Consider the following 21614-nt stretch of genomic DNA (forward strand, 5'->3'; position numbering starts at 1 on the left):
TCCCCCGATGCGAATTCGTTTCACCAAGATGCAAGGAGCCGGCAACGACTTCGTCGTGCTGGACGAAACCCATAGCCCGCTCGGCTTGAGGACGGAGCAGTACCGCTTCCTGGCCGACCGCCACTTCGGCGTCGGCGCCGACCAGATCCTCTCGGTGCGGCCGTCGCCGGGCGAAGGCATCGATTTCCAATACGTGATCCACAACGCCGACGGTGGTGAGGTCGAGCAATGCGGCAATGGCGCGCGCTGCTTCATGCGCTTCGTGCGCGAACACGGTCTGACACCCAAGGACAGCGTGCGCGTGCAGACACTCTCCGGCGTGATCGAGCCGCGCATGGGCGCCGACGGTCGCGTGACGGTCGACATGGGCGCACCCGTCTTCGAGCCTGCGCTCGTGCCCTTCGACACCGCCGGGCTCGATCCGCTCCATGAAGGCGGGTGGCAGAAATGGCATCTGGCGCTCGGCACGCACGCCGAGAGCGCCATCGTGTCGGTGGCGGTGCTGTCGATGGGCAATCCGCATGCGGTGCAGATCGTCGACAACGTCGATACCGCGCCGGTCCACAAGCAGGGCCCGCTGATCGAACACCATCCGCGCTTTCCGCAGCGCGTCAACGCTGGCTTCATGCAAGTGGTCGACCGCTCGCATGTGCGCCTGCGTGTCTTCGAGCGCGGTGCCGGCGAAACGCTCGCCTGCGGCACCGGCGCCTGTGCCGCCGTGGTCGCGGGCATTCGGCTCGGCCTGCTCGATTCGCGCGTCGATGTCGAGACGCGCGGGGGCCTGCTCACCATCCAATGGGCCGGCGACGGCGCGCCGGTGCTGATGACCGGCCCGGCCGTCACGGTGTTCGAAGGCGAAATCGAGGTGCCGGACCAGCCATGAATCATTTCAACCAAACTTCCATGAATCCGATCACCGAAGACGACATTGCCAACTACCTGGCGAACACGCCGGATTTCTTCGAGCGCCATGCGCAATTGCTGAGCCAGGTTCAGCTCACCAGCCCGCACGGCAACCGCGCCGTGAGCCTGCAGGAGCGGCAGGCAGAGATGCTGCGCGAGAAGATCAAGGCGCTGGAGCATCGCGTGATGGACATGGTGCGGCATGGCACCGAGAACATGGTGACCGCCGACCGTCTTCAGCGCTGGACCCGCGGCCTGCTGACCACGCGCGACCCGCGCCAACTGCCCACGCAGATCGCCTCGGAGCTGGAGGGCCTCTTCCTGGTGCCCCAGACCGCCATCAAGATCTGGGATTGCGACAGCGCCTATCTGAACGAGCCCTACGCGCAGTGGGTGAGCGACGACGTGAAGGCGCTTGCGACCTCGCTGACGGCGCCCTATTGCGGCCTGAACTCCGGTTTCGAGGTGTCCGGCTGGCTGGCCGAGCCGCATGCCGCCGTGTCGATCGCCCTGATCCCGTTGCGTCCGGAGCCCGAGGCGCCGGCCTTCGGCCTGCTGCTGCTCGCGTCGCCTGACGCGCAACGCTACAACCCGGACATGGGCACGGACTTCCTGGATCGCATCGCCGAGCTCGCCTCGGCCGCGCTGTCGCGGCTGCGGCCTTGAATCGCGCGCTGCGGCGCGGGCTGTGGGGCGCGCTGCTGATCCTGTTGCTCGGGTACCTGGCGATCACCGTCATGGTGTGGCGGCACGCCCGCTGGGTGCTGGACCATCCGCCGCAACGTGCGGCCGATGCGGCGTTGATCCTGGGCAATCGCGCCTACCGCGACGGCAAGCCCAACCCATGTCTGACCGGCCGCGTCGATGCCGGTATCGCCCTTGCCGAGGCGGGCCGTGTTCAGCGTCTTCTGCTGAGCGGCGGCGTGGATTGGGAAGACGGCCGCGTCGAGGCCGAAGTCATGGAGCGACACGCGCGGGCTGCTGGTTACAGCGGGCCCTTGCTGCTGGAGCCGGTCTCGTCGTCCACCAGGGAAAACCTTTCGATGTCGCGCAGCGTCCTGCAGGCGGCCGGCGTGAAGAGCGTGATCATCGTGACCGAGCCGTACCATCTGTGGCGCGCCGAGCGACTCGCCCGGGCCGGCGGGTTCGATCAGCTCTTCGACGTGCAATATGCGGCAGCTTCGACTTCCTGTTGGCAGCGTTGGGGCATGGTCTTCAAGGGCGCTTTGCGCGAACCTCTGGCCATCGTGAACAATGCTGGCCGTGGCTACCTCTTCTGACGACACACTGCGCATGACCCTGATCGAGAAATATCTCGAGCATGTGCGGGTCGAACGTCGGCTGGCGGCGCGCACAGTGGAGCTCTATGCCATCCACCTGAAGACGCTGGTCGAAAAGGCCGAAACGGCGGGACTCGCGCTCGACAAGGTCCAGACAGCGCACGTGCGTCGCTGGATGGCGCAACTGCACGGGGCAGGCCGCGAGTCGCGCGGCATTGCGTTGGTCCTTTCCTGCTGGCGGAGTTTCTATCGCTGGCTCGGCAATGAGGGCTTGGTGGGCGCGAACCCGGTCCAGGATGTTCACGCGCCCAAGTCTGACCGGCCTCTGCCGAAGGCCCTCGCCGTCGATGACGCGGTGCAGCTCGCCGAACTCCACGACGCGGAAGCCGACCCCTGGGCCGAGGCACGCGACCGGGCGATCGTCGAACTGCTCTACGGCTGCGGCCTTCGCGTCAGCGAGTTGACCGGCCTGGATGCGCGGGCGAGCGGCACGGCGCGCGGCTGGATAGACCTCGACGCCGCCGAAGCCAACGTGCTGGGCAAGGGCAGCAAGCGGCGCCTGGTGCCGGTGGGCAGCAAGGCAGCCGAAGCCATGCAGGCATGGCTTGCAGTGCGCGAAGACTGCCCGGCGCTCGAAGCAGCGCGGGTGCGCGACCCGGAAAGCGCGGCGGCGCTCTTCATCGGCCGCAACGGCCTGCGTTTCTCGGCGCATTCGGTGTGGAAGCAATTGCGCCAGCGCAGCCTCAAGGCCGGCCTGGCAACGCCGGTGCATCCCCATATGCTGCGGCACTCGTTCGCGAGCCACGTGCTGCAATCCAGCAGCGACCTGCGCGCCGTGCAGGAATTGCTGGGGCACGCCAATATCTCGACCACGCAGGTCTACACGCGGCTGGATTTCCAGCATCTCGCCAAGGCCTACGATGCGGCGCATCCCCGGGCGCAGGCGCGCGAAGAGCCCCGCCGTCAGAACAAGGGCAGGAAGCCATGAAGATTCTCAGACTCCGGCCCGGCAAGGAGCGCTCGCTGTTGCGGCGACATCCCTGGGTGTTCGAATCCGCCATCGCCAAGGGCGGCGGCGACGCGGGCGAAACCGTGCGCATCGAGTCGGACGAAGGCAAGTTCCTCGGCTGGGCCGCGTTCAGTCCGCATTCGAAGATTCGCGCCCGCGCATGGAGCTTCGACGAAAAGCAGCGCATCGATGCGGCATTCTTTTCGGCGCGCGTGGCGACGGCGGTCGAGGCGCGCAGTCTGTTCGATCTCCAGAGCGACGGCGTGCGGTTGATCCACGGTGAGGCGGACGGCTTGCCGGGCCTGATCGTCGACCGCTACGGCGACACGCTGGTGGCGCAATTCCTGTCGGCCGGCGTCGAGCGCTGGAAGGCGGTGCTTGCCGACGCGCTGCTCGCGGCTACCGGTCTCCAGAAGCTCTACGAGCGTTCCGACGCGAGCGGCCGGGAGCGCGAGGGGCTCAAGCCGGTCACGGGCTGGCTGCGCGGCAACGGAGCCACCGAGATCAGCATCCGCGAACACGAGTGGCGCCTCGGTCTCGACGTCGCGACCGGCCACAAGACCGGCTTCTACCTGGACCAGCGCGACAGCCGCAAGCGATTCGCGGAACTGGCGGCGCAGCGCCGCTTTCGCCGCGTGCTCAACTGCTTCTGCTACACGGGAGGCTTCACCGTCGCGGCGCTCGCCGGCCTGAAAGCGGCCGGCGCGGTCGAGGGCGCGGAGTTGACCTCCATCGACTCTTCGCTGCCCGCACTGGAGCGGGCACGGGCGCACCTCGCGATCAACGGCTTCGAGGACGCTCACGCGCAGTTCCTTGACGCCGACGTCAATGCCTCCCTGCGGCGATTCGTCGATGAGGGGCGAACCTTCGACGCCATCGTGCTCGACCCGCCGAAATTCGCGCCGACCGTCGCCCACGCCGAGCGCGCCGCGCGGGCTTACAAGGATCTCAACCGCCAGGCGTTCAAGTTGCTGGCGCCGGGTGGCCACCTCCTGACTTTTTCATGCTCGGGCGGCATCGGTGCCGACCTGTTCCACAAGATCGTGGCCTCCGCCGGCATCGATGCCGGGGTTGACGGCTACATCACGGAACGCCTGGGCGCGGCGCCCGACCATCCCATGACCATCGAGTTCCCCGAGGGGGAATACTTGAAAGGCCTGGTGGTGGTGCGCAAATAGCGGTTGACCTTGCCGGCGCATGGCCGGCCGGCCGTCGCTAAACTTTCCGCCTTTCCCCGATTCCCCTGATTCCCCCCGATTCCTGATCTCCGGAGCAACTCCATGGCCCTCATTCCCGCCACCATCCTCACCGGCTTCCTCGGCGCCGGCAAGACCACGTTGCTCAAGCGCATCCTGAACGAAGCACACGGCCAGAAGATCGCCGTGATCGAGAACGAGTTCGGCGAGGAGAACATCGACAACGACATCCTGGTCACCGAGTCGAAGGAGCAGATCGTCCAGATGAATAACGGTTGCATCTGTTGCACGATCCGGGAGGACCTGCGCGAAGCCTTGCAACTGCTGGCGGCCAAGAAGCGCAAGGGCCTGCTGGACTTCGATCGCGTCGTCATCGAGACCACCGGCCTGGCCGATCCGGGCCCCGTGGCGCAGACCTTCTTCATGGACGACGAAATCGCCGAGAGCTACCTGCTCGACTCCATCCTGACCCTGGTGGATGCCAAGCATGCACCGCAGCAACTCAACGACCGGCAGGAAGCGCGCCGCCAAGTGGGGTTCGCGGACCAGATCTTCATCAGCAAGAGCGACCTCGTCGCCGCGGAAGAGACCGAGGCGCTGATCCATCGCCTCAAGCACATGAACCCGCGCGCGCCGCAGCAGAAGGTGCATTTCGGCGAAGTGCCGCTGAAGGACGTGTTCGATCTTCGAGGCTTCAACCTCAACGCCAAGCTGGATATCGATCCGGACTTCCTCAAGGAGGAAGACGACCATGACCATGACCATGCGCATGGCGAGGACTGCGACCATCCCTCGCACGCGCACGAAGGCCACGGCCATCATCATCACCATGACGACGACGTGAAGAGCTTCGTCTACCGCGCCGATCGCCCCTTCGACCCGGCTCGCCTGGAGGACTTCCTCGGCGCCATCGTCAATATCTACGGTCCCCGGATGCTGCGCTACAAGGGTGTGTTGCACATGCAGGGCACCGAGCGCAAGGTGATCTTCCAGGGCGTGCACCAGCTCATGGGCAGCGACCTCGGTCCGGCCTGGGGCCCCGACGAAAAACGCAACAGCCGCATGGTGTTCATCGGCATCGACCTGCCGCGCGAGATCCTGGAACAGGGTCTCGACCAGTGCCTGGTCTGAGGCCCGCGCCGAGCCATTCGTCATCGCGGGGGCGGTTTCCCCCGCCCGTTCCCAGTTCTCTATACAATCGCGCGCCTGTTCCGGGGAGACCCCGTCCTTCTTTAAGGGCGATGTGTGACATCCGGCATAGGACTGCACGCGTTTTCGGGCCGTTTTCGGGGGTATAACCCCTGGGTTCGCCAATGGCGAGCGCCCGTGGTTTCCACGGGGGAGACACCACTGAGAATGTGCGTTCGAGTTCGTCGAAGGAGCCAGTCACTGTGAAGAAACCTGTCGCCAAAGCCAAGCCAGCATCGAAGCCGGCCGTCAAGAAGACGGCGGTTGCCAAGCAGGCTGTGCCCGCAGCGAAGAAGGTTTCCGCCGCAAAGCCCGCCCAGTCCGTAGCGCCATCCGAGGCCCACGCCACAAGCAAGGCCAAGGTAGTGAGCGCGGGCGTCTCGTCATCCAAACCGGCCGGCCCTCACACCGCGCCACCTGCACCACCGACTCCCATGAAAAAAACGGCTGCCGCCTCCGATACTTCTACCGCCACGGTGACATCCCAAGCAACCGCCACGACCACCACGCCTGCACCCGCACGTGGCGGGCGCGTCTCGCGGCTGTCGCAGCTGACCGTGCCGTCCATGCCCCAGACGGTGGCCTCCACCGCGGCGAAATCCAGCTTCGTGCAGATCTCGTCGAACCCGCTGGTTCCGCCGCCGCCCGTCGCGATCAAGAAAGATCCCAAGCTCGCCAACAACTGGAAGGCCAAATCGGCCGAAGAGCTGACCGACGCCGAAGTCATCGCGATGCCGGACTCGGAATACATGAACGAAAAGCAGATGGCGTTCTTCCGCCTGAAGCTGCAGGAACTCAAGCGCGGCATCCTTGAAAACGCCGGCGAGACGACCGAGCATCTGCGCGAGGACACCGTGGTCGTGCCGGACCCGGCCGATCGCGCCACCATCGAGGAAGAACACGCGCTCGAACTGCGCACCCGCGACCGCGAACGCAAGCTGCTGAAGAAGATCGAGCAGTCGATCCAGCGCATCGATGCCGGCGACTATGGGTACTGCGACGAGACCGGTGAACCGATCGGTGTCGGCCGTCTGCTGGCCCGCCCGACGGCCACGCTGTCGCTCGAAGCTCAGCAGCGCCGCGAGCTCAAGCAGAAAATGTTCGGCGACTGATCACGACGGGAGCCGAAGGGGAGACGAAGCGCATGGCCAAGGAAGAAACCGGTCGCCTGCTGTCCAAGGTTGCGAAGTTCGTGCGCAATCCGCTGAAGGATTGGTCCGAGCTCGACGCCGAGGACTCGTCCAATCTTGAAAACGGCTACAGCCGTGAAATGCTCAAGGAAATGATCGAGCGGCGGCAGCGCAACGACTTCGTGCGCCGCCGTGAGTTCGACATGCTCCGCAAGCTCCGGCAGCGGGAAGCGGCCGGAGGCGGCGACGCTGCCGGGACGCCATCCTCCTTCAATGTCAGCAGCACCTCCGGCAAGACCGAAGGCAGGGCACTCACGCTCAAGAAGATCGACGAGATCGAAGAGCAGATGTCGCAGCAGTGGTGGAAGGCCCGCGGCAATCAGACCGAGCCAAAGCCCGAAGGCGCGCCCGGCGAGGCTGCGCCCATGGCCGAGCAGCATGCGCGGGCCTACGCCGATACCGTGCCCGGCGTGCCGCAGGGCGAGGTCCCCGGACAGGCCGCTCCCGCCCAGGCGCAGGGACACGACGGTTGCATCGAGGAAGCCGCGATCCGCTTCGCCCACGGCGATGACGCCGGGGCTGAGGCCATCCTGCTGCAGGCACTCGCGCCGGACAGTCCGACCGGCGGCCAGGACGACATCTGGCGAACGCTGCTGGACTTCTATCAGGCGACCGGCGACGCCGAGAAGTATGTGGCCACCAGCACGCGCTACGCCCAGCGCATGAAGCGCTCGGCGCCCGAGTGGATGTCACTTCGGGCGCTGGCGAACACGGTGCGTGCATCGACGGCTGCCAAGCCGGTCGGGGCTGCTGGCGGCAGTGCCGACTGGTCGAGCCCTGCACGCCTCTCACGCGAAGGACTGATCGCTCTCACGCGGGCGCTGGCTGCTGCCGGGCCGTCCTGGAAGCTCGACTGGAGCGCGCTGGGCGCCATCGAGGCCGAGGCGGCAGGGCCGCTGCGCGCCCTGTTCAACCATTGGGCGGACTCGGCTGTCCAGTTGCGGTTTACCGGCGCCGATCAGCTGCTTCTCGTCCTTGCTGAGGCGACGCCGGCCAACGACCGGAACGTCGATGCCGTCTGGTGGCAACTGCACATGGCGGCACTGCGGGTGATGCACCGGGCCGATGAGTTCGAATTGCTTGCGCTCAACTACTGCATCACCTACGAGGTGTCGCCGCCGCCCTGGGAAGATCCCAAAGGGGACTACGCCACGCTCGACACACCCAAGATCGCCAAACCGTCTTTCAGCATGATGTCGGAGGAGACGGAGCGCGCTCCGGAGCCGGCTGCCGGTGGCGTGCTGGCGGGCGACCTGGTCGGCGAATCGCTCTCGACCTGGCAGCGGCTGGACGACGAACTGGCCAGCGCAACGGCACCGAGCGTTTCCTGTGCGGCCCTGGTTCGGGTCGATTTCACCGCCGCCGGCGCCCTTCTGAACTGGGTCACCGGCCGCCACGCGCGTGGCGACAACGTGCAGTTCGTGGATGCGCACCGCCTCATCGCCGCCTTCTTCGGCGTCGTCGGCATTGCCGACCACGCGACCGTCAAGACAAGGGATTGACCCCTGAGGACGGTAGGCTGCCCTCTGAAGGGGCAAGCCTCGGGGCGGGATAATGCCCCATGGAACAATTTCACGGAACCACCATCATCAGCGTGCGTCGCAAGAGCGCTGGTGGCGACCAGGTTGCCATCGGCGGTGACGGGCAGGTCACGCTGGGCAACATCGTCATCAAGGGCAGCGCGCGCAAAGTGCGCCGGCTGTACCACGGCAAGGTGCTTGCCGGCTTTGCCGGAGCGACGGCTGACGCCTTCACCCTGTTCGAGCGCTTCGAGGCCAAGCTCGAGAAGCACCAGGGCCACCTGGCACGCGCCGCCATCGAACTCACCAAGGACTGGCGCACCGATCGCGTCCTGCGCCGCCTGGAGGCCATGCTGGCCGTGGCGGACGCAACGACCTCGCTGATCATCACCGGCAACGGCGACGTTCTGGAGCCCGAGAACGGCATCATCGCGATCGGCTCCGGCGGTGCCTATGCACAGGCTGCCGCCAAGGCGCTGGTCGACCACACCGATCTGACCGCCGAACAGATCGTCAAGAAGGCGCTCGAGATCGCCGGCGAGCTCTGCATCTACACCAACATGCACCACACGGTCGAGACCCTGTGACACCGATCGAGTGATTCCATGCCAATGACCCCTCAGGAAATCGTTTCCGAACTCGACAACCACATCGTCGGCCAGCCCGATGCCAAGCGCGCCGTGGCGATCGCGCTGCGCAACCGTTGGCGCCGACAGCAGGTCGAGGAAAAGCTGCGTGCCGAAATCACGCCCAAGAACATCCTCATGATTGGCCCCACGGGCGTCGGCAAGACCGAGATCGCCCGCCGTCTCGCACGCTTGGCCGATGCACCCTTCATCAAGGTCGAGGCGACCAAGTTCACCGAGGTGGGCTACGTCGGCAAGGACGTGGACTCGATCGTGCGCGACCTGGCTGAAATGGCGGTCAAGCAGACGCGCGAAGCCGAAAGCGCCAAGGTCCGCATGCGTGCGGAAGACGCTGCCGAGGAGCGCATCCTCGACGTGCTGCTGCCCCCGGCCCGCCTGCCCGATGGCGGCGCCGCTTCCGACACCGGCAGCGCGACGCGCCAGGCCTTCCGCAAGAAGCTTCGCCAGCACGAACTCGACGACAAGGAGATCGAGATCGACCTTGCCGACTTCCGCACGCCGCTCGAAATCATGGGCCCTGCCGGCATGGAGGAAATGACCGAGCAGTTGCGCGGCATGTTCGGCCAGCTAGGGCAGGGCAAGCGCAAGACGCGCAAGCTCAAGATCGCCGAGGCGATGCGCCTGCTGATCGATGAGGAGGCCGCCAAACTGGTCAACGAGGACGAGATCCGCAGCCAGGCGATCCAGAATGCGGAGCAGAACGGCATTGTCTTCATCGACGAAATCGACAAGGTGGCGACCCGCACCGAGGCGCAGGGCGCCGACGTCTCGCGGCAGGGCGTGCAGCGCGACCTGCTGCCGCTGGTCGAAGGTACGGCCGTGAGCACCAAGTACGGCGTGGTGCGCACCGATCACATCCTGTTCATCGCGAGTGGTGCCTTCCATCTGAGCAAGCCGAGCGACCTGATCCCCGAACTGCAGGGGCGGTTTCCGATCCGGGTCGAGTTGCAGTCGCTGTCGGTGTCGGACTTCGAGAGCATCCTGACGCAGACGCAGGCATCGCTGGTCAAGCAGTACCAGGCGCTGCTCGCCACCGAAGGCGTGACCCTCGAATTCACCGCCGATGGCATCACGCGGCTTGCGAGCATCGCCTTCGACGTCAACGAGCGCACCGAGAACATCGGCGCCCGCCGGCTATCGACCGTGATGGAGCGTCTGCTCGACGAAGTCAGCTTCGGTGCCGCCAAGCTGGGAGGCCAGACCGTGCATATCGATGCGGCCTACGTGGACGCGCGCCTTGCTGTACTTAGTCACGACGAAGACCTCTCCCGATTCATTTTGTAGCTCGCCCCCAGGTTGCCCCGCACTTCGTGTCGGGGCGCCCACCCCCTACCGGGGGCAACACCAGTGGCCCGGCCAAGCCGGTTCCACGGTGTTTCCCGAACGGGCCTGGCTGCGCCGGCCAGGGCCTTCGGCGGGTCCGTCACGCCGGCTGCGCGCAGCGCGCCTGTTCGGGGCCGCCATGGAACCGGCTTGGCCGGGCCATGGGCGGCGCCCCCGGTAGGGGGTGGGCGCCCCGACACGAAGTGCGGGGCAACCTGGGGGCGAGCTAATGTGATTCATTCAGTGCGTGAGCTAAGTGCTTCATTTGCAACGGGATTCGGTCTTTTCGCGGTTGCAAAAACACCGCTAAGTTGTTGATTCCATTACAAAAAATACCGCCAACCTCCGGTTGCGAGGTAGGCGTTTCCTGCTACAGTGCAAAAAAGTGCAGTTAAGTGGGAAAAAGTGTCGGGGTATGTCGCGTTCAGGTGCGTGGCGGACTCCGCAACCGGGGTTTCGTGGTCGTGTTTCAAGGCGCTTCATCGCTCAGTCTGGATGCCAAGGGGCGGCTCTCCGTGCCGACCCGGCATCGTGACGTCCTGAGCGCGACGGCGGCCGGCCAACTCACGATCACCAAGCACCCGCACGGCTGCCTCATGGTGTTCCCGCGTCCCGAGTGGGAGAAGTTCCGCGAGCGCATCGCCGCCCTCCCGATGTCGGCCCAGTGGTGGAAGCGTGTCTTCCTTGGCAACGCCATGGACGTCGAGATGGATGGCACCGGCCGCGTGCTCGTGTCGCCTGAGTTGCGCGCCGCAGCCGGCATCACGCGCGACGCCCTGTTGCTCGGCATGGGCAATCATTTCGAACTCTGGGACAAGGCCACTTACGAAGCCAAGGAGGCCGAAGCCACCCAGGGCCAGATGCCCGATGTGTTCCAGGACTTCTCGTTCTGAGGCCCGAAGTGGAGCAACCTTGGACCCATACGACCGTCTTGTTGAAGGAAGCGGTGGAAGGCCTCTTTCCCGACGGAGCGGACAGCACCGGCACGTATGTCGACGCGACCTTCGGACGCGGCGGCCACAGCCGGGAAATCCTGGCAAGGCTGGCGCCGGAGGGCCACCTCATCGCGTTCGACAAGGACGCGGAAGCGGTGGCCGAAGCAGCGCGCATCGAGGATGCGCGTTTTTCCATCCGTCACCAGGGATTCAAGGACCTGGGCGAGCTGCCGCGGGCGAGCGTGTCAGGCCTGCTGATGGACCTCGGTGTCAGCTCTCCCCAGATCGACAACCCCGCGCGGGGTTTTTCTTTTCGTTTCGACGGCCCGCTCGACATGCGCATGGACACGACGCGCGGCGAGAGCGTGGCCGAGTGGCTGGCAACAGCCGAACCACAGCAGATTGCGGAGGTGATTCGTGACTATGGCGAAGAACGGTTTGCTGTTCAGATTGCAAAGGCGATTGTTGCTCGCCGACAAGAACGGGGCCCAGTTTCAACCACCGCCGAGCTGGCCCAGCTCGTGGCTGGCGCGGTCAAAACCCGCGAGCCGGGCCAGAACCCTGCAACGCGCACATTTCAGGCTCTTCGGATTTTCATCAACGCCGAGCTTGAAGAGCTGCAACAGGCGCTAGAAGCGAGTCTCGTCGTGCTGCAACCCCAGGGCCGGCTCGCGGTGATCAGCTTCCATTCGCTGGAAGATCGCATCGTGAAGCAGTTCATCGCGAAGCATTCGCGCGAGGTCTATGACCGTCGCGCGCCCTTCGCTGCGCCAAAGGCGATGAAGCTGCGCTCCCTGGGTCGCGTCAAGCCGTCACAGGCAGAAGTCGATGCCAATCCGCGGGCGCGCAGCGCGATCCTGCGTATCGCCGAGCGCACGGCGGACGAGGGCTGAGCAAACCATGGCTCGCCTCAACCTGCTCCTGTTGATCGCCGTGCTGGGCTCGGCGATCTATCTTGTGCACACGCAGTACATGTCGCGCCAGCTCTTCACGGAGTTTCACCGGGTCGAGCTCGAAACGCGCCGGCTCGAGCTGGATCACGACCGCCTGCAGGTCGAGAAGCGGGCGCAGGCCACGCCGCTGCGCGTCGAGAAGCTCGCCAAGGAGCAGCTCAAGATGCGCACGACCACGCCGGCCATCACGCAGTACGTGCGCGAAGACGGCACGGTGATCCCGGCCATTGCCGCGCCGGCACCGACCACCCCCGCGCCGAAAGCCGCTGCAATGAAGGGGGTGCATTGATGAGTTCGACGCCGAGCCGCCTCCAGTCGAACTGCCCCCCTGGGGGGGAGGCGCGCAGCGCCATGGGGGGGAGCCCATGACCCGCCGCAGCGTCCAATACACGACCAGTCCTCTGCTGGCCAGCAAGACCCCCGTCTGGCGCAGCAAGTTCATCGTCGGTGGCATCGCGCTCGGCTTCGTCGTGCTCGCCGGGCGCGCAGCCTACGTGCAGGTGATCGGCAACGACTTCTTCCAGCGCCAGGGCGAGGTGCGCTTTACCCGCACGCTCGAACTGCCGGCCAATCGCGGCCGCATCCTCGATCGCAACGGCCTTCTGCTTGCGCAGAGCGTGGTCGCACCCAGCATCTGGGCGATCCCCGAAGACATCGAGCGCGACGACCCCGAGGTCAAGACCAAGCTCAAGCAGGTGGCCAAGCTGCTCGGCATGCCGCAGAAGGACTTCGACAAGAAGCTTGAAGACGAAGACAAGACTTTCGTCTGGATCAAGCGGCAGGTCGACGAGCCCATCGCCAAGCAAATCGCAGAGCTCAACATCAAGGGCATCTACCAGCGCAAGGAATACAAGCGCCAGTACCCAGAAGGCGAGGCCGCCGCACATGTGGTGGGCTTCACCAATGTCGAGGACATCGGCCAGGAAGGCATCGAGCTCGCGTTCAACAAGGAACTGGCCGGCAAGCCCGGTTCGCGCCGCGTCATCAAGGACCGGCTCGGCCGGGTGGTCGAGGGCGTCGGCGAGCAAGTGCCGCCGTTCGACGGCAAGGACATTCAGCTCAGCGTGGACAGCAAGGTGCAGTTCTTCGCCTACCAGAAGCTTCGCGACGCGGTGACCGTGCACAAGGCCAAGGCGGGCAGCGTGGTGGTGCTCGACGCGATCACCGGCGAGGTGCTGGCCCTGGCCAACTACCCGAGCTATGTGCCCGACAAGCGCCAGAATCTCACGGGCGAGCAGTTGCGCAATCGCGCCATGACCGATGTGTTCGAACCCGGCTCGACGATGAAGCCGATCACGGTCGCGACGGCACTGGAAGCAGGCCGCATCACGCCGAAGACCGTGATTGATACCGCGCCCGGTCGTTACAGCCTGGGCGGCTTCACCATCAGCGACACGCACAACTACGGCTCGCTGACGGTCGAGGGCGTTATCCAGAAGTCCAGCAACATCGGCGCGCTCAAGATCTCGCAGAAGATGACGCCCCACGAGATGTGGGACACCTACACGGCGCTCGGCTACGGCCAGAAGCCGCAGATCCAGTTCCCGGGTGCCGTCACGGGACGGCTGCGCCCCTGGAAGTCGTGGAAGCCGGTCGAGCAGGCGACCATGGCCTACGGCTACGGCCTGTCGGCGTCGCTGTTCCAGATGGCGCATTCGTACACGGCCTTCGCGCACGACGGCGACGTTATCCCGGCGACGATTCTCAAGAGCTCGGAGCCGGCGGTCGGCGTCAAGGTTTTTTCGGCACAGAACGCGCTCGCCGTGCGCAGGATGCTGCAGATGGCGGCCGGCCCGGGCGGCACGGGTCCGCTCGCGCAGACCGTGGGTTATTCCGTGGGCGGCAAGTCCGGCACGGCGCACAAGCAGGTGGGCCGGGGCTATGCCAGCAAGCAATACCGCTCCTGGTTCACGGGCATGGCGCCCATCGACAAGCCCCGCATCATCGTGGCGGTGATGATCGACGAGCCGAGCAACGGCCAGTATTTCGGCGGCATCGTGGCCGCGCCGGTGTTCAGCGAGGTCGTGCAGCAGACGCTGCGGATGATGAACGTGGCGCCCGATCTCGCTGTCAAACCCATGGTCGTGACCACGGGTGTGGAAGAGAGCTTCTGATGACAACGGCGCTGCGCAACCCCACCGAAGCCGCGCGCTGGCTGCAGTCCCGCGTGCGTGGGGTGCTGCATGCCGACAGCCGTCCGGTCGGCGCGGGCGATGGATTCGTCGCGTGGCCCGGCGCGGCCACGGACGGGCGGCGCTTTGTCGCAAATGCACTGGCGCAGGGCGCCGCGGCCTGCCTCGTCGAAGAGGAAGGGAGTGCGGTGTTCGGATTCGAGGGCGAGGCCATCGCCGCCTATGCCGGCCTCAAGGCCGCGACGGGACCGATCGCCGCGACCTACTACGACAACCCCTCCGAGCAGCTCGACGTGCTCGCGGTGACTGGCACCAACGGCAAGACCTCCACCGCGTGGTGGCTGGCGCAGGCGTTGTCGCGATCCGGCCGTGCGCCGTGCGCCGTCGTGGGCACGCTGGGCGTCGGCGTGCCGCCCGAACTCACGTACACCGGGCTGACCACGCCCGATCCGGTGCTGTTGCAGCGCGAATTGCGCGGCTTCGTGGATCGCGGCTTCGGCGCCTGCGCCATCGAGGCATCGTCGATCGGCATCGTGGAGCGCCGGCTCGATGGCACCCGGATCGCCGTCGCGGTCTTCACCAACTTCACGCAGGACCATCTGGACTACCACGGAAGCATGGATGCCTACTGGCAGGCCAAGGCGGAGCTGTTCCGCTGGCCGGGGCTGCGTGCCGCGGTGGTCAATATCGACGACGTGCATGGCGCAGCCCTGGTGGGCAACCTGATCGAGACCGGTGTCGGCGGGCTCGATGTCTGGACCGTGTCGGCCGTAGGTGGTCCTGCGCGGCTGGTGGCGCAGGACATCGGCTATGACGCGCAGGGCCTCAATTTCTCAGTGGTGGAACGGGGGCAGTTGCCGGTGCACTTGTCGACGCAACTGATCGGCCAATACAACGTCGCAAATCTGCTGGGCGTGCTGGGTACGCTGCGCGCGCTCGGGCTGTCGCTCGAAGACGCGGTGGGCGCTTGCGTCGGCCTCGACAGCGTGCCGGGCCGCATGGAACGCCTGAGCGTTCCCGGCCATCCGCTGGCAGTCGTCGACTACGCACATACGCCTGACGCGCTCGACAAGGCGCTCGCCGGACTGCGCCCCCTGGCGCAGCAGCGCGGAGGCGAACTGTGGTGTGTGTTCGGCTGCGGCGGCGACCGGGACACCGCCAAGCGTCCCATGATGGCGGCCGTCGCCGAGACGCAGGCCGACCGCGTCGTCGTGACCAGCGACAACCCACGCAGTGAAAAACCTGCGTCGATCATCAGCCAGATTCTGCTGGGCCTGGCGCGGCCCGAGGCCGCGCAGGTCGAACCTGATCGCGCGAAGGCGATTGCCGACACTCTGGCCCAGGCGCGTCCCGAAGACGTCGTCCTGATCGCCGGGCGCGGCCACGAGGCATGGCAGGAGATTGCGGGCGAACGCATTGCGTTCTCGGATCGCGCGCATGCCATCGATGCGCTCACAAGAAGGAGTGGGGCATGAACGGCACGCCTGCTTCGACCCCCATGATGACCTTGGGCATGGCCTTGGGCTGGATTCCTGGCGCGCGCCTGGTCGGTGGCGCCGCCACACCGATTCTTCGCGTCCATACCGACACGCGCACCCTCGCCGCGGGCGATCTTTTCGTCGCGCTCAAGGGCGAGCGTTTCGACGCCAACCAATTCCTTGCCGATGCGCGTGCGCGCGGTGCGGTTGCCGCCATCGCGCACGGTGGTCTCGAAGCGGCGGGTCTCGCGGGGCTGGAAGTGCCCGACACCCTGGCCGCGCTCGGCGCCCTGGCCGCTGGCTGGCGCGCGCAATTCGAGTTGCCCCTGATCGCGGTCACCGGCAGCAACGGCAAGACCACCGTGACGCAGATGATCGCGTCGATCCTTCGCACCGCATGCGGCGAAGGCGCCTTGGCGACTGCTGGCAATTTCAACAACGAGATCGGCGTGCCGCTGACGCTGCTGCGCCTGCGCGCCCGGCACCAGCGCTCGGTGGTCGAGCTCGGCATGAACCATCCGGGCGAAATCGCCCGCCTGTCGGCCATCGCGCGGCCGACCATCGCGCTGGTCAACAACGCGCAGCGCGAGCATCAGGAATTCATGGCCACGGTTGAAGCCGTGGCCCGCGAGAACGCTTCGGTCTTCGCCGCGCTGCCTGATGGCGGCACGGCGGTGTTTCCCTTCGGCGATGAATTCACGGCGCTCTGGCAGTCGATCGCGCGCGAAGGTGCGACGCGCCGTTGCCTCACCTTCGGCGAGCATTTCGACGCAGACATCGCGCTTGTCGCCGCCGAATGGCGGCAAGGCGCCTGGCAGTTCGAGGCCCGCACGCCGGTCGGCGAGGTGCGCTGCGCACTGCGCATCGCCGGCCGCCACAACGTGGTCAACGCCCTGGCGGCCATCGCCTGCTCGCTCGCGAGCGGCGTGTCGCCGGACAAGATCGCCGAGGGACTGGCCGCGTTCGAGCCGGTCAAGGGTCGCTCCAAGGCCATCGAGCTGCAACTGGCCGACGGCCGGACGATCACGGTGATCGACGACACCTACAACGCCAACCCCGATTCGATGCGCGCGGCGATCGATGTGCTCGCCAGCCTGCCCGGCCCGCGCATGCTCGTGATCGGCGACATGGGCGAAGTCGGCGACCAGGGACCGCAATTTCACGCTGAAATCGGCGCCTGGGCGCGCGAGCGCGGCATCGAGACCGTCTTCGCGCTCGGCAATGAATCAAAACACAGCGTCGCGGCCTTCGCCGGTGACGAAGCCGGCGAGGCCCGGCACTTCGACGACATCGATTCGCTCAACGCGGCGGTCCTGGCGCGATGGCCCCATGCCGCCAGCGTGCTGGTCAAGGGATCGCGCTTCATGCAGATGGAGCGAGTGGTCCAGGCCATCGCCGCTTCGGCTGCACCACAACAACAAGACAAGGGGGCCGGTCATGCCGCATGAGCCGCGCCCATTCACAGCATGCTGATGACCCTCGCCCAATGGCTGCAGACGGTCTCGCCGGATTTCGGTTTCCTGCGCGTCTTCCAGTACCTCACCTTCCGCGCGCTGATGGCGGCATTGACCGCGCTGCTGCTCGGCCTGGCCGCCGGACCCTATGTGATCCGTCGTCTCGCCGCGCTCAAGATCGGCCAGCAGGTGCGCAGCTACGGCATGGAGACGCACCTCACCAAGAGCGGCACGCCCACGATGGGCGGCGTGCTGGTGCTGTTCTCGATCGCGTTCTCGACCCTGTTGTGGTTCGATCTCTCGAATCGCTTCGTCTGGATCGTGCTCTGGGTCACGCTGGGCTTCGGTGCCATCGGCTGGGTCGACGACTGGCGCAAGGTGGTGCGCAAGGACCCGGAGGGCATGCGTTCGCGAGAGAAATATTTCTGGCAATCGGTGGTCGGCCTGATCGCGGGCTTCTATCTGCTTTTCAGCATTTCCGAAAGCTCCAACTGGCGCGTGCTCGAACTGTTCTTCACCTGGGTGCGTTCGGGCTTCGACCTGGACTTTCCGCCCAAGATCAACCTGCTGGTGCCTTTCTTCAAGGAAGTGAGCTATCCGCTCGGCGGCATCGGCTTCGTGATCCTGACCTACCTGGTGATCGTCGGCGCGAGCAACGCGGTGAACCTCACCGACGGCCTCGACGGGCTGGCGATCATGCCGGTCGTGATGGTGGGTTCCGCGCTCGGCGTGTTCGCGTATGTCACCGGCAGCGCGGTGTACTCGCGCTACCTGCTCTTTCCGCACATTCCGGGTTCTGGCGAACTGCTGGTGTTCTGCTCGGCGATGGCGGGTGCGGGGCTGGCGTTCCTCTGGTTCAACACGCACCCGGCGCAAGTGTTCATGGGCGACGTGGGCGCGCTCGCGCTCGGCGGAGCGCTCGGCACCATCGCCGTCATCGTTCGCCAGGAGATCGTGTTCTTCGTGATGGGCGGCATCTTCGTGGTCGAGGCGATCTCGGTGATGGCGCAAGTCACCTATTTCAAATACACGAAGAAGCGCTTCGGCGAAGGGCGGCGCGTGCTGAAGATGGCGCCGCTGCACCATCACTTCGAAAAAAGCGGCTGGCGCGAGACGCAGGTCGTGGTGCGCTTCTGGATCATCACGATGCTGTTGTGCCTCGTGGGTCTTTCCACTCTCAAGCTGCGATGAAACCCTCCCCCGTTGCTTGCTCACTTCGTGTAGCCGCCTCCCCCCTCAAGGGGGCAACACCGGCGGCCCGGCGAAGCCGGTTCCGCGGTGTTCCCGGCCTCGGGCGCGCCGGTTTCTTGCGTTGCGGGTTCCGCGATGGCGGGTTGGAAAACTGAGCGATGCGAAATCTCAAAGACCTTCACGTCCTGATCCTGGGCCTCGGTGCGTCCGGCCTGGCGATGGCGCGCTGGTGCGCGCGCCACGGCGCGAAGATCACCGTGGCGGATACGCGCGAGGCGCCGCCGCAACTGGCGACCTTGCGCGAGGAACTGCCGGAGGCCGTGTTCGCGGGCGGGCCGTTCGCGGCCTCGCTGGTCGAAGGCACATCGGTGCGCGCGGTGTATCGCTCGCCGGGCCTCTCGCCGGACTCGACCGCTTCGGTGGTCGACGCAGCGCGGGCCATGGGCCTGCCCGTGGGCGGCGAACTGGATCTCTTCGCGCAGGCGCTGGTGGATCTGCGCACGGTAGACATTGCGATCAATGCCGATGCCGCAGAGCCGATCGAGGCAGAGGCGCCGAGGGCGACGGCAGATGCGCCACAGCCGTCGGAGTCCCCGACGTCCGAAGCGCTGCCAGATGACGAGACCGAGCCGCCCGACGAGGACGATGATTCGCCCGCGCCGCCGCCTGTCGTCGCTCCCCCGCCGAGGCCCAAGGGCTACACGCCCGCCGTGCTCGCCATCACCGGGACCAACGGCAAGACAACAGTCACCGCACTCACAAGCCAGTTGGTCGAGCGCGCAGGCAAGACGGTCGCCGTGGCTGGCAACATCGGCCCGACCTTGCTCGACACCCTGTCGGCACACATGGATGCCGACACGCTGCCGGACGTCTGGGTGCTGGAGTTGTCGAGTTTCCAGCTTGACGGCGTGCAGGGTTTCGAGCCCACGGCCGCGACGGTGCTGAACCTGACGCAGGACCATCTGGATTGGCACGGCGACATGGCAGCCTATGCCGCGGCCAAGGCCTGCATCTTCGGCAAGCAGGGCGTGATGCTGCTCAATCGCGACGACGAAGCCGTCATGGCCATGCGGCCGGCCCCGGTCAAGCTCACCAGGGGCCAGGTCGCGCGCAGCATCGTTACTTTCGGCGCCGACATGCCGAAGCGGCCGGGCGACTACGGCATCGAGAAGGTCAACGGCATGGCCTGGCTGGTACGCGCACTGGAGGCCGACGAAACCCAGAAGCGCAAGCGCGGTGCCGCCGTCGAGGAAGAGGAAATCCACTTCCAGCGGCTGATGCCTGCCGATGCGCTGCGCATTCGTGGCCGGCACAATGCGCTCAACGCGCTGGCGTCGCTGGCGCTTGCGACCGCGGCGGGCTGCCAGCTTGCGCCAATGCTCTACGGCCTGCGTGAATATCGTGGCGAGCCGCACCGCGTCGAGCCGGTCGCGATCGTCGACGAGGTCGAGTATTTCGACGACAGCAAGGGCACCAACGTGGGCGCGACCGTCGCCGCGTTGATCGGTCTGGGCGAGGAGCGCCGTGTCGTCGTGATCCTCGGCGGCGACGGCAAGGGACAGAATTTTGCGCCGCTGGCTGCGCCGGTGCGCCAGTACGCACGCGCCGTGGTGCTGATCGGCCGCGACGCGCCAATGATCGAAGCCGCCCTCGCGTCCACCGGCATCTCGATGCAGGCCGCGGGCTCTTTGCCCGAGGCCGTGACGCTGGCCGCGGCTCATGCCCGTCCCGGCGATGCAGTGCTGCTTTCGCCGGCATGCGCGAGCTTCGACATGTTCAAGGACTACGCGCATCGCGCGGCTGTGTTCTGCGACGCCGTCGAGGCGCTCGCCGATGCGCCGCGCGCCGATGGTGATGGCGAAGGGGGGCTTGCTTGAACGCAACGTCCGCCACCTCCGGCAAGACCGGCCGCTTCGCCGGTTGGTTCAGCCGCGCCAAGAGCGGCATCGACGCGTTGCCGATGCACCTGCCCGTGCGCCTCGGCAATGCCGGCATGACACAGACAAAGGCGGCGCCGGTGCGTGTTCTCGGCTTCGACCAGGCGCTGGTATGGGTCACCGTTGCGCTCCTGGCATGGGGCCTGGTGATGGTGTATTCGGCATCGATCGCTCTGCCGGACAACCCGCGCTTTGCGCGCGCCGGCTACAGCCCCACCTACTTCATCACGCGACACGCGGCTTCGCTGGTGATTGCCTTCGTCGCCGGCCTGTTGATGTTCCAGGTTCCGATGAAGACCTGGGAAAGAGTGGCGCCGTGGCTCTTCGTGGTGTCGCTGCTGCTGCTGGTCGCGGTGCTGATCCCGCACCTGGGCATCAACGTCAACGGCGCGCGTCGCTGGCTGCCGCTCGGCTTCATGCGCTTCCAGCCTTCGGAGTTGGCCAAGTTCGCGATGATCCTCTATGCCGCCAGCTACATGGTGCGCAAGATGGAGATCAAGGAGCGCTTCTTCCGCGCGGTGCTGCCGATGGGCATTGCCGTGGTCGTGGTCGGCATGCTCGTGATGGCCGAGCCCGACATGGGCGCATTCATGGTGATCGCCGTCATCGCGATGGGCATCCTGTTCCTCGGCGGCGTGAATGCGCGGATGTTCTTCGTGATCGCAACGCTGGTGGTGGTGGCCTTCGGCGCCATCGTGGCGACGAGTCCGTGGCGGCGCGAGCGGATCTTCGCCTACCTGGATCCATGGAGCGAAGAGCATGCGCTGGGCAAGGGCTACCAGCTTTCCCACTCGTTGATCGCGATCGGCCGCGGCGAAGTCTTCGGGGTCGGACTGGGCGGCAGCGTCGAGAAGCTGCACTGGCTGCCCGAGGCGCACACCGACTTCCTGCTGGCCGTGATCGGCGAGGAGTTCGGCCTCGTGGGCGTCCTGCTCGCGATCGCGTTGTTCCTGTGGCTCACGCGTCGGATCATGCACATCGGCCGCCAGGCGATTGCGCTCGATCGCGTGTTCTCGGGACTGGTGGCACAGGGTGTCGGCATCTGGATTGGCTTCCAGACCTTCATCAACATGGGCGTGAACCTGGGCGCTCTGCCGACCAAGGGGCTGACGCTGCCGCTGATGAGCTTCGGCGGCTCTGCCATCCTGATGAATGTCATCGCGCTGGCCGTGGTGCTGCGCATCGACTATGAAAACAGAGTGCTGATGCGCGGAGGTCGCGTATGAGCGCAGCGCTGGGCCGCCCCAAGCAAGCTCGCACCCCCTCGGGGGGCAGCGA

19 protein-coding genes are annotated in these 21614 nt (G+C 66.2%); all 19 read left to right on the plus strand.

The genetic code is table 11. The features are described 5' to 3' along the window. The first annotated feature begins 7 nt into the window (after positions 1-7). The 19 genes from dapF to ftsW all read left to right on the plus strand — a co-directional run bounded on the left by dapF (position 8) and on the right by ftsW (position 21562). Entirely contained in the window at positions 8-883 is an 876-nt protein-coding gene (gene dapF / locus AC1DN9_RS25030; RefSeq protein ID WP_478104515.1) for a diaminopimelate epimerase, read from the plus strand. Continuing rightward, complete coding sequence (locus tag AC1DN9_RS25035) at positions 880-1569, plus strand: DUF484 family protein (RefSeq protein ID WP_478104516.1); 690 nt, start codon at positions 880-882, stop codon at positions 1567-1569. The genes dapF and AC1DN9_RS25035 overlap by 4 nt, the downstream gene beginning before the upstream one ends. Continuing rightward, on the plus strand, positions 1566-2183 hold the full coding sequence (locus AC1DN9_RS25040) for a YdcF family protein (RefSeq protein WP_478104517.1): 618 nt from the start codon (positions 1566-1568) through the stop codon (positions 2181-2183). Before AC1DN9_RS25035 ends, AC1DN9_RS25040 begins: the two co-directional genes overlap by 4 nt. Before the next feature lie 13 nt (positions 2184-2196). Beyond that, positions 2197-3171, plus strand: coding sequence for a tyrosine recombinase XerC (locus AC1DN9_RS25045; RefSeq protein ID WP_478104548.1), 975 nt, complete (start codon positions 2197-2199; stop codon positions 3169-3171). Further along, positions 3168-4370: a class I SAM-dependent rRNA methyltransferase gene (locus AC1DN9_RS25050; RefSeq protein ID WP_478104519.1), complete on the plus strand. Its 1203-nt coding sequence runs from the start codon at positions 3168-3170 to the stop codon at positions 4368-4370. Before AC1DN9_RS25045 ends, AC1DN9_RS25050 begins: the two co-directional genes overlap by 4 nt. 102 nt (positions 4371-4472) lie before the next feature. After that, complete coding sequence (locus AC1DN9_RS25055; protein ID WP_478104520.1) at positions 4473-5519, plus strand: CobW family GTP-binding protein; 1047 nt, start codon at positions 4473-4475, stop codon at positions 5517-5519. A 335-nt stretch (positions 5520-5854) separates the two neighbouring features. Then, complete coding sequence (gene dksA / locus AC1DN9_RS25060; protein ID WP_478104549.1) at positions 5855-6688, plus strand: RNA polymerase-binding protein DksA; 834 nt, start codon at positions 5855-5857, stop codon at positions 6686-6688. 32 nt (positions 6689-6720) lie between these two features. Further along, positions 6721-8268: an STAS domain-containing protein gene (locus tag AC1DN9_RS25065; protein WP_478104521.1), complete on the plus strand. Its 1548-nt coding sequence runs from the start codon at positions 6721-6723 to the stop codon at positions 8266-8268. A gap of 59 nt (positions 8269-8327) precedes the next feature. After that, a complete protein-coding gene (hslV, locus tag AC1DN9_RS25070) occupies positions 8328-8873 on the plus strand; it encodes an ATP-dependent protease subunit HslV (RefSeq protein WP_478104522.1) in 546 nt (181 codons plus the stop codon). A gap of 18 nt (positions 8874-8891) precedes the next feature. Then, entirely contained in the window at positions 8892-10217 is a 1326-nt protein-coding gene (gene hslU / locus AC1DN9_RS25075) for an ATP-dependent protease ATPase subunit HslU (protein ID WP_478104524.1), read from the plus strand. A 503-nt stretch (positions 10218-10720) separates the two neighbouring features. Further along, complete coding sequence (gene mraZ / locus AC1DN9_RS25080; protein ID WP_478104550.1) at positions 10721-11149, plus strand: division/cell wall cluster transcriptional repressor MraZ; 429 nt, start codon at positions 10721-10723, stop codon at positions 11147-11149. Between the two features lie 8 nt (positions 11150-11157). Then, complete coding sequence (gene rsmH, locus AC1DN9_RS25085) at positions 11158-12084, plus strand: 16S rRNA (cytosine(1402)-N(4))-methyltransferase RsmH (RefSeq protein WP_478104525.1); 927 nt, start codon at positions 11158-11160, stop codon at positions 12082-12084. Between the two features lie 7 nt (positions 12085-12091). Beyond that, positions 12092-12433, plus strand: a complete 342-nt coding sequence (gene ftsL, locus AC1DN9_RS25090; protein ID WP_478104526.1) for a cell division protein FtsL — start codon at positions 12092-12094, stop codon at positions 12431-12433. A 76-nt stretch (positions 12434-12509) separates the two neighbouring features. After that, positions 12510-14258 (plus strand): peptidoglycan D,D-transpeptidase FtsI family protein, encoded by a 1749-nt coding sequence (locus AC1DN9_RS25095; protein ID WP_478104528.1) that lies wholly within the window; start codon positions 12510-12512, stop codon positions 14256-14258. Further along, on the plus strand, positions 14258-15751 hold the full coding sequence (locus tag AC1DN9_RS25100) for a UDP-N-acetylmuramoyl-L-alanyl-D-glutamate--2,6-diaminopimelate ligase (protein ID WP_478104529.1): 1494 nt from the start codon (positions 14258-14260) through the stop codon (positions 15749-15751). Before AC1DN9_RS25095 ends, AC1DN9_RS25100 begins: the two co-directional genes overlap by 1 nt. Further along, entirely contained in the window at positions 15748-17202 is a 1455-nt protein-coding gene (locus tag AC1DN9_RS25105) for a UDP-N-acetylmuramoyl-tripeptide--D-alanyl-D-alanine ligase (protein WP_478104530.1), read from the plus strand. Before AC1DN9_RS25100 ends, AC1DN9_RS25105 begins: the two co-directional genes overlap by 4 nt. 18 nt (positions 17203-17220) lie before the next feature. Beyond that, positions 17221-18399, plus strand: coding sequence for a phospho-N-acetylmuramoyl-pentapeptide-transferase (mraY, locus tag AC1DN9_RS25110; protein WP_478104532.1), 1179 nt, complete (start codon positions 17221-17223; stop codon positions 18397-18399). 158 nt (positions 18400-18557) lie between these two features. Beyond that, positions 18558-20276: a UDP-N-acetylmuramoyl-L-alanine--D-glutamate ligase gene (gene murD / locus AC1DN9_RS25115; RefSeq protein WP_478104533.1), complete on the plus strand. Its 1719-nt coding sequence runs from the start codon at positions 18558-18560 to the stop codon at positions 20274-20276. Further along, entirely contained in the window at positions 20273-21562 is a 1290-nt protein-coding gene (gene ftsW / locus AC1DN9_RS25120) for a putative lipid II flippase FtsW (protein ID WP_478104534.1), read from the plus strand. The genes murD and ftsW overlap by 4 nt, the downstream gene beginning before the upstream one ends. The last annotated feature ends 52 nt before the right edge of the window (positions 21563-21614 follow it).

This window comes from Variovorax sp. 05L425, from assembly GCF_056397705.1.

Excerpts from the sequence above, each read along its gene's own strand:
- AC1DN9_RS25095 (WP_478104528.1), top strand. The coding sequence starts at position 12,510 with ATGACCCGCCGCAGCGTCCAATACACGACCAGTCCTCTGCTGGCCAGC.
- AC1DN9_RS25045 (WP_478104548.1), top strand. The coding sequence starts at position 2,197 with ATGACCCTGATCGAGAAATATCTCGAGCATGTGCGGGTCGAACGTCGG.
- hslU (WP_478104524.1), top strand. The coding sequence starts at position 8,892 with ATGCCAATGACCCCTCAGGAAATCGTTTCCGAACTCGACAACCACATC.
- AC1DN9_RS25100 (WP_478104529.1), top strand. The coding sequence starts at position 14,258 with ATGACAACGGCGCTGCGCAACCCCACCGAAGCCGCGCGCTGGCTGCAG.
- ftsL (WP_478104526.1), top strand. The coding sequence starts at position 12,092 with ATGGCTCGCCTCAACCTGCTCCTGTTGATCGCCGTGCTGGGCTCGGCG.
- murD (WP_478104533.1), top strand. The coding sequence starts at position 18,558 with ATGCGAAATCTCAAAGACCTTCACGTCCTGATCCTGGGCCTCGGTGCG.
- AC1DN9_RS25055 (WP_478104520.1), top strand. The coding sequence starts at position 4,473 with ATGGCCCTCATTCCCGCCACCATCCTCACCGGCTTCCTCGGCGCCGGC.
- mraY (WP_478104532.1), top strand. The coding sequence starts at position 17,221 with ATGCTGATGACCCTCGCCCAATGGCTGCAGACGGTCTCGCCGGATTTC.
- AC1DN9_RS25050 (WP_478104519.1), top strand. The coding sequence starts at position 3,168 with ATGAAGATTCTCAGACTCCGGCCCGGCAAGGAGCGCTCGCTGTTGCGG.
- dapF (WP_478104515.1), top strand. The coding sequence starts at position 8 with ATGCGAATTCGTTTCACCAAGATGCAAGGAGCCGGCAACGACTTCGTC.
- AC1DN9_RS25065 (WP_478104521.1), top strand. The coding sequence starts at position 6,721 with ATGGCCAAGGAAGAAACCGGTCGCCTGCTGTCCAAGGTTGCGAAGTTC.
- hslV (WP_478104522.1), top strand. The coding sequence starts at position 8,328 with ATGGAACAATTTCACGGAACCACCATCATCAGCGTGCGTCGCAAGAGC.
- AC1DN9_RS25035 (WP_478104516.1), top strand. The coding sequence starts at position 880 with ATGAATCATTTCAACCAAACTTCCATGAATCCGATCACCGAAGACGAC.
- AC1DN9_RS25105 (WP_478104530.1), top strand. The coding sequence starts at position 15,748 with ATGAACGGCACGCCTGCTTCGACCCCCATGATGACCTTGGGCATGGCC.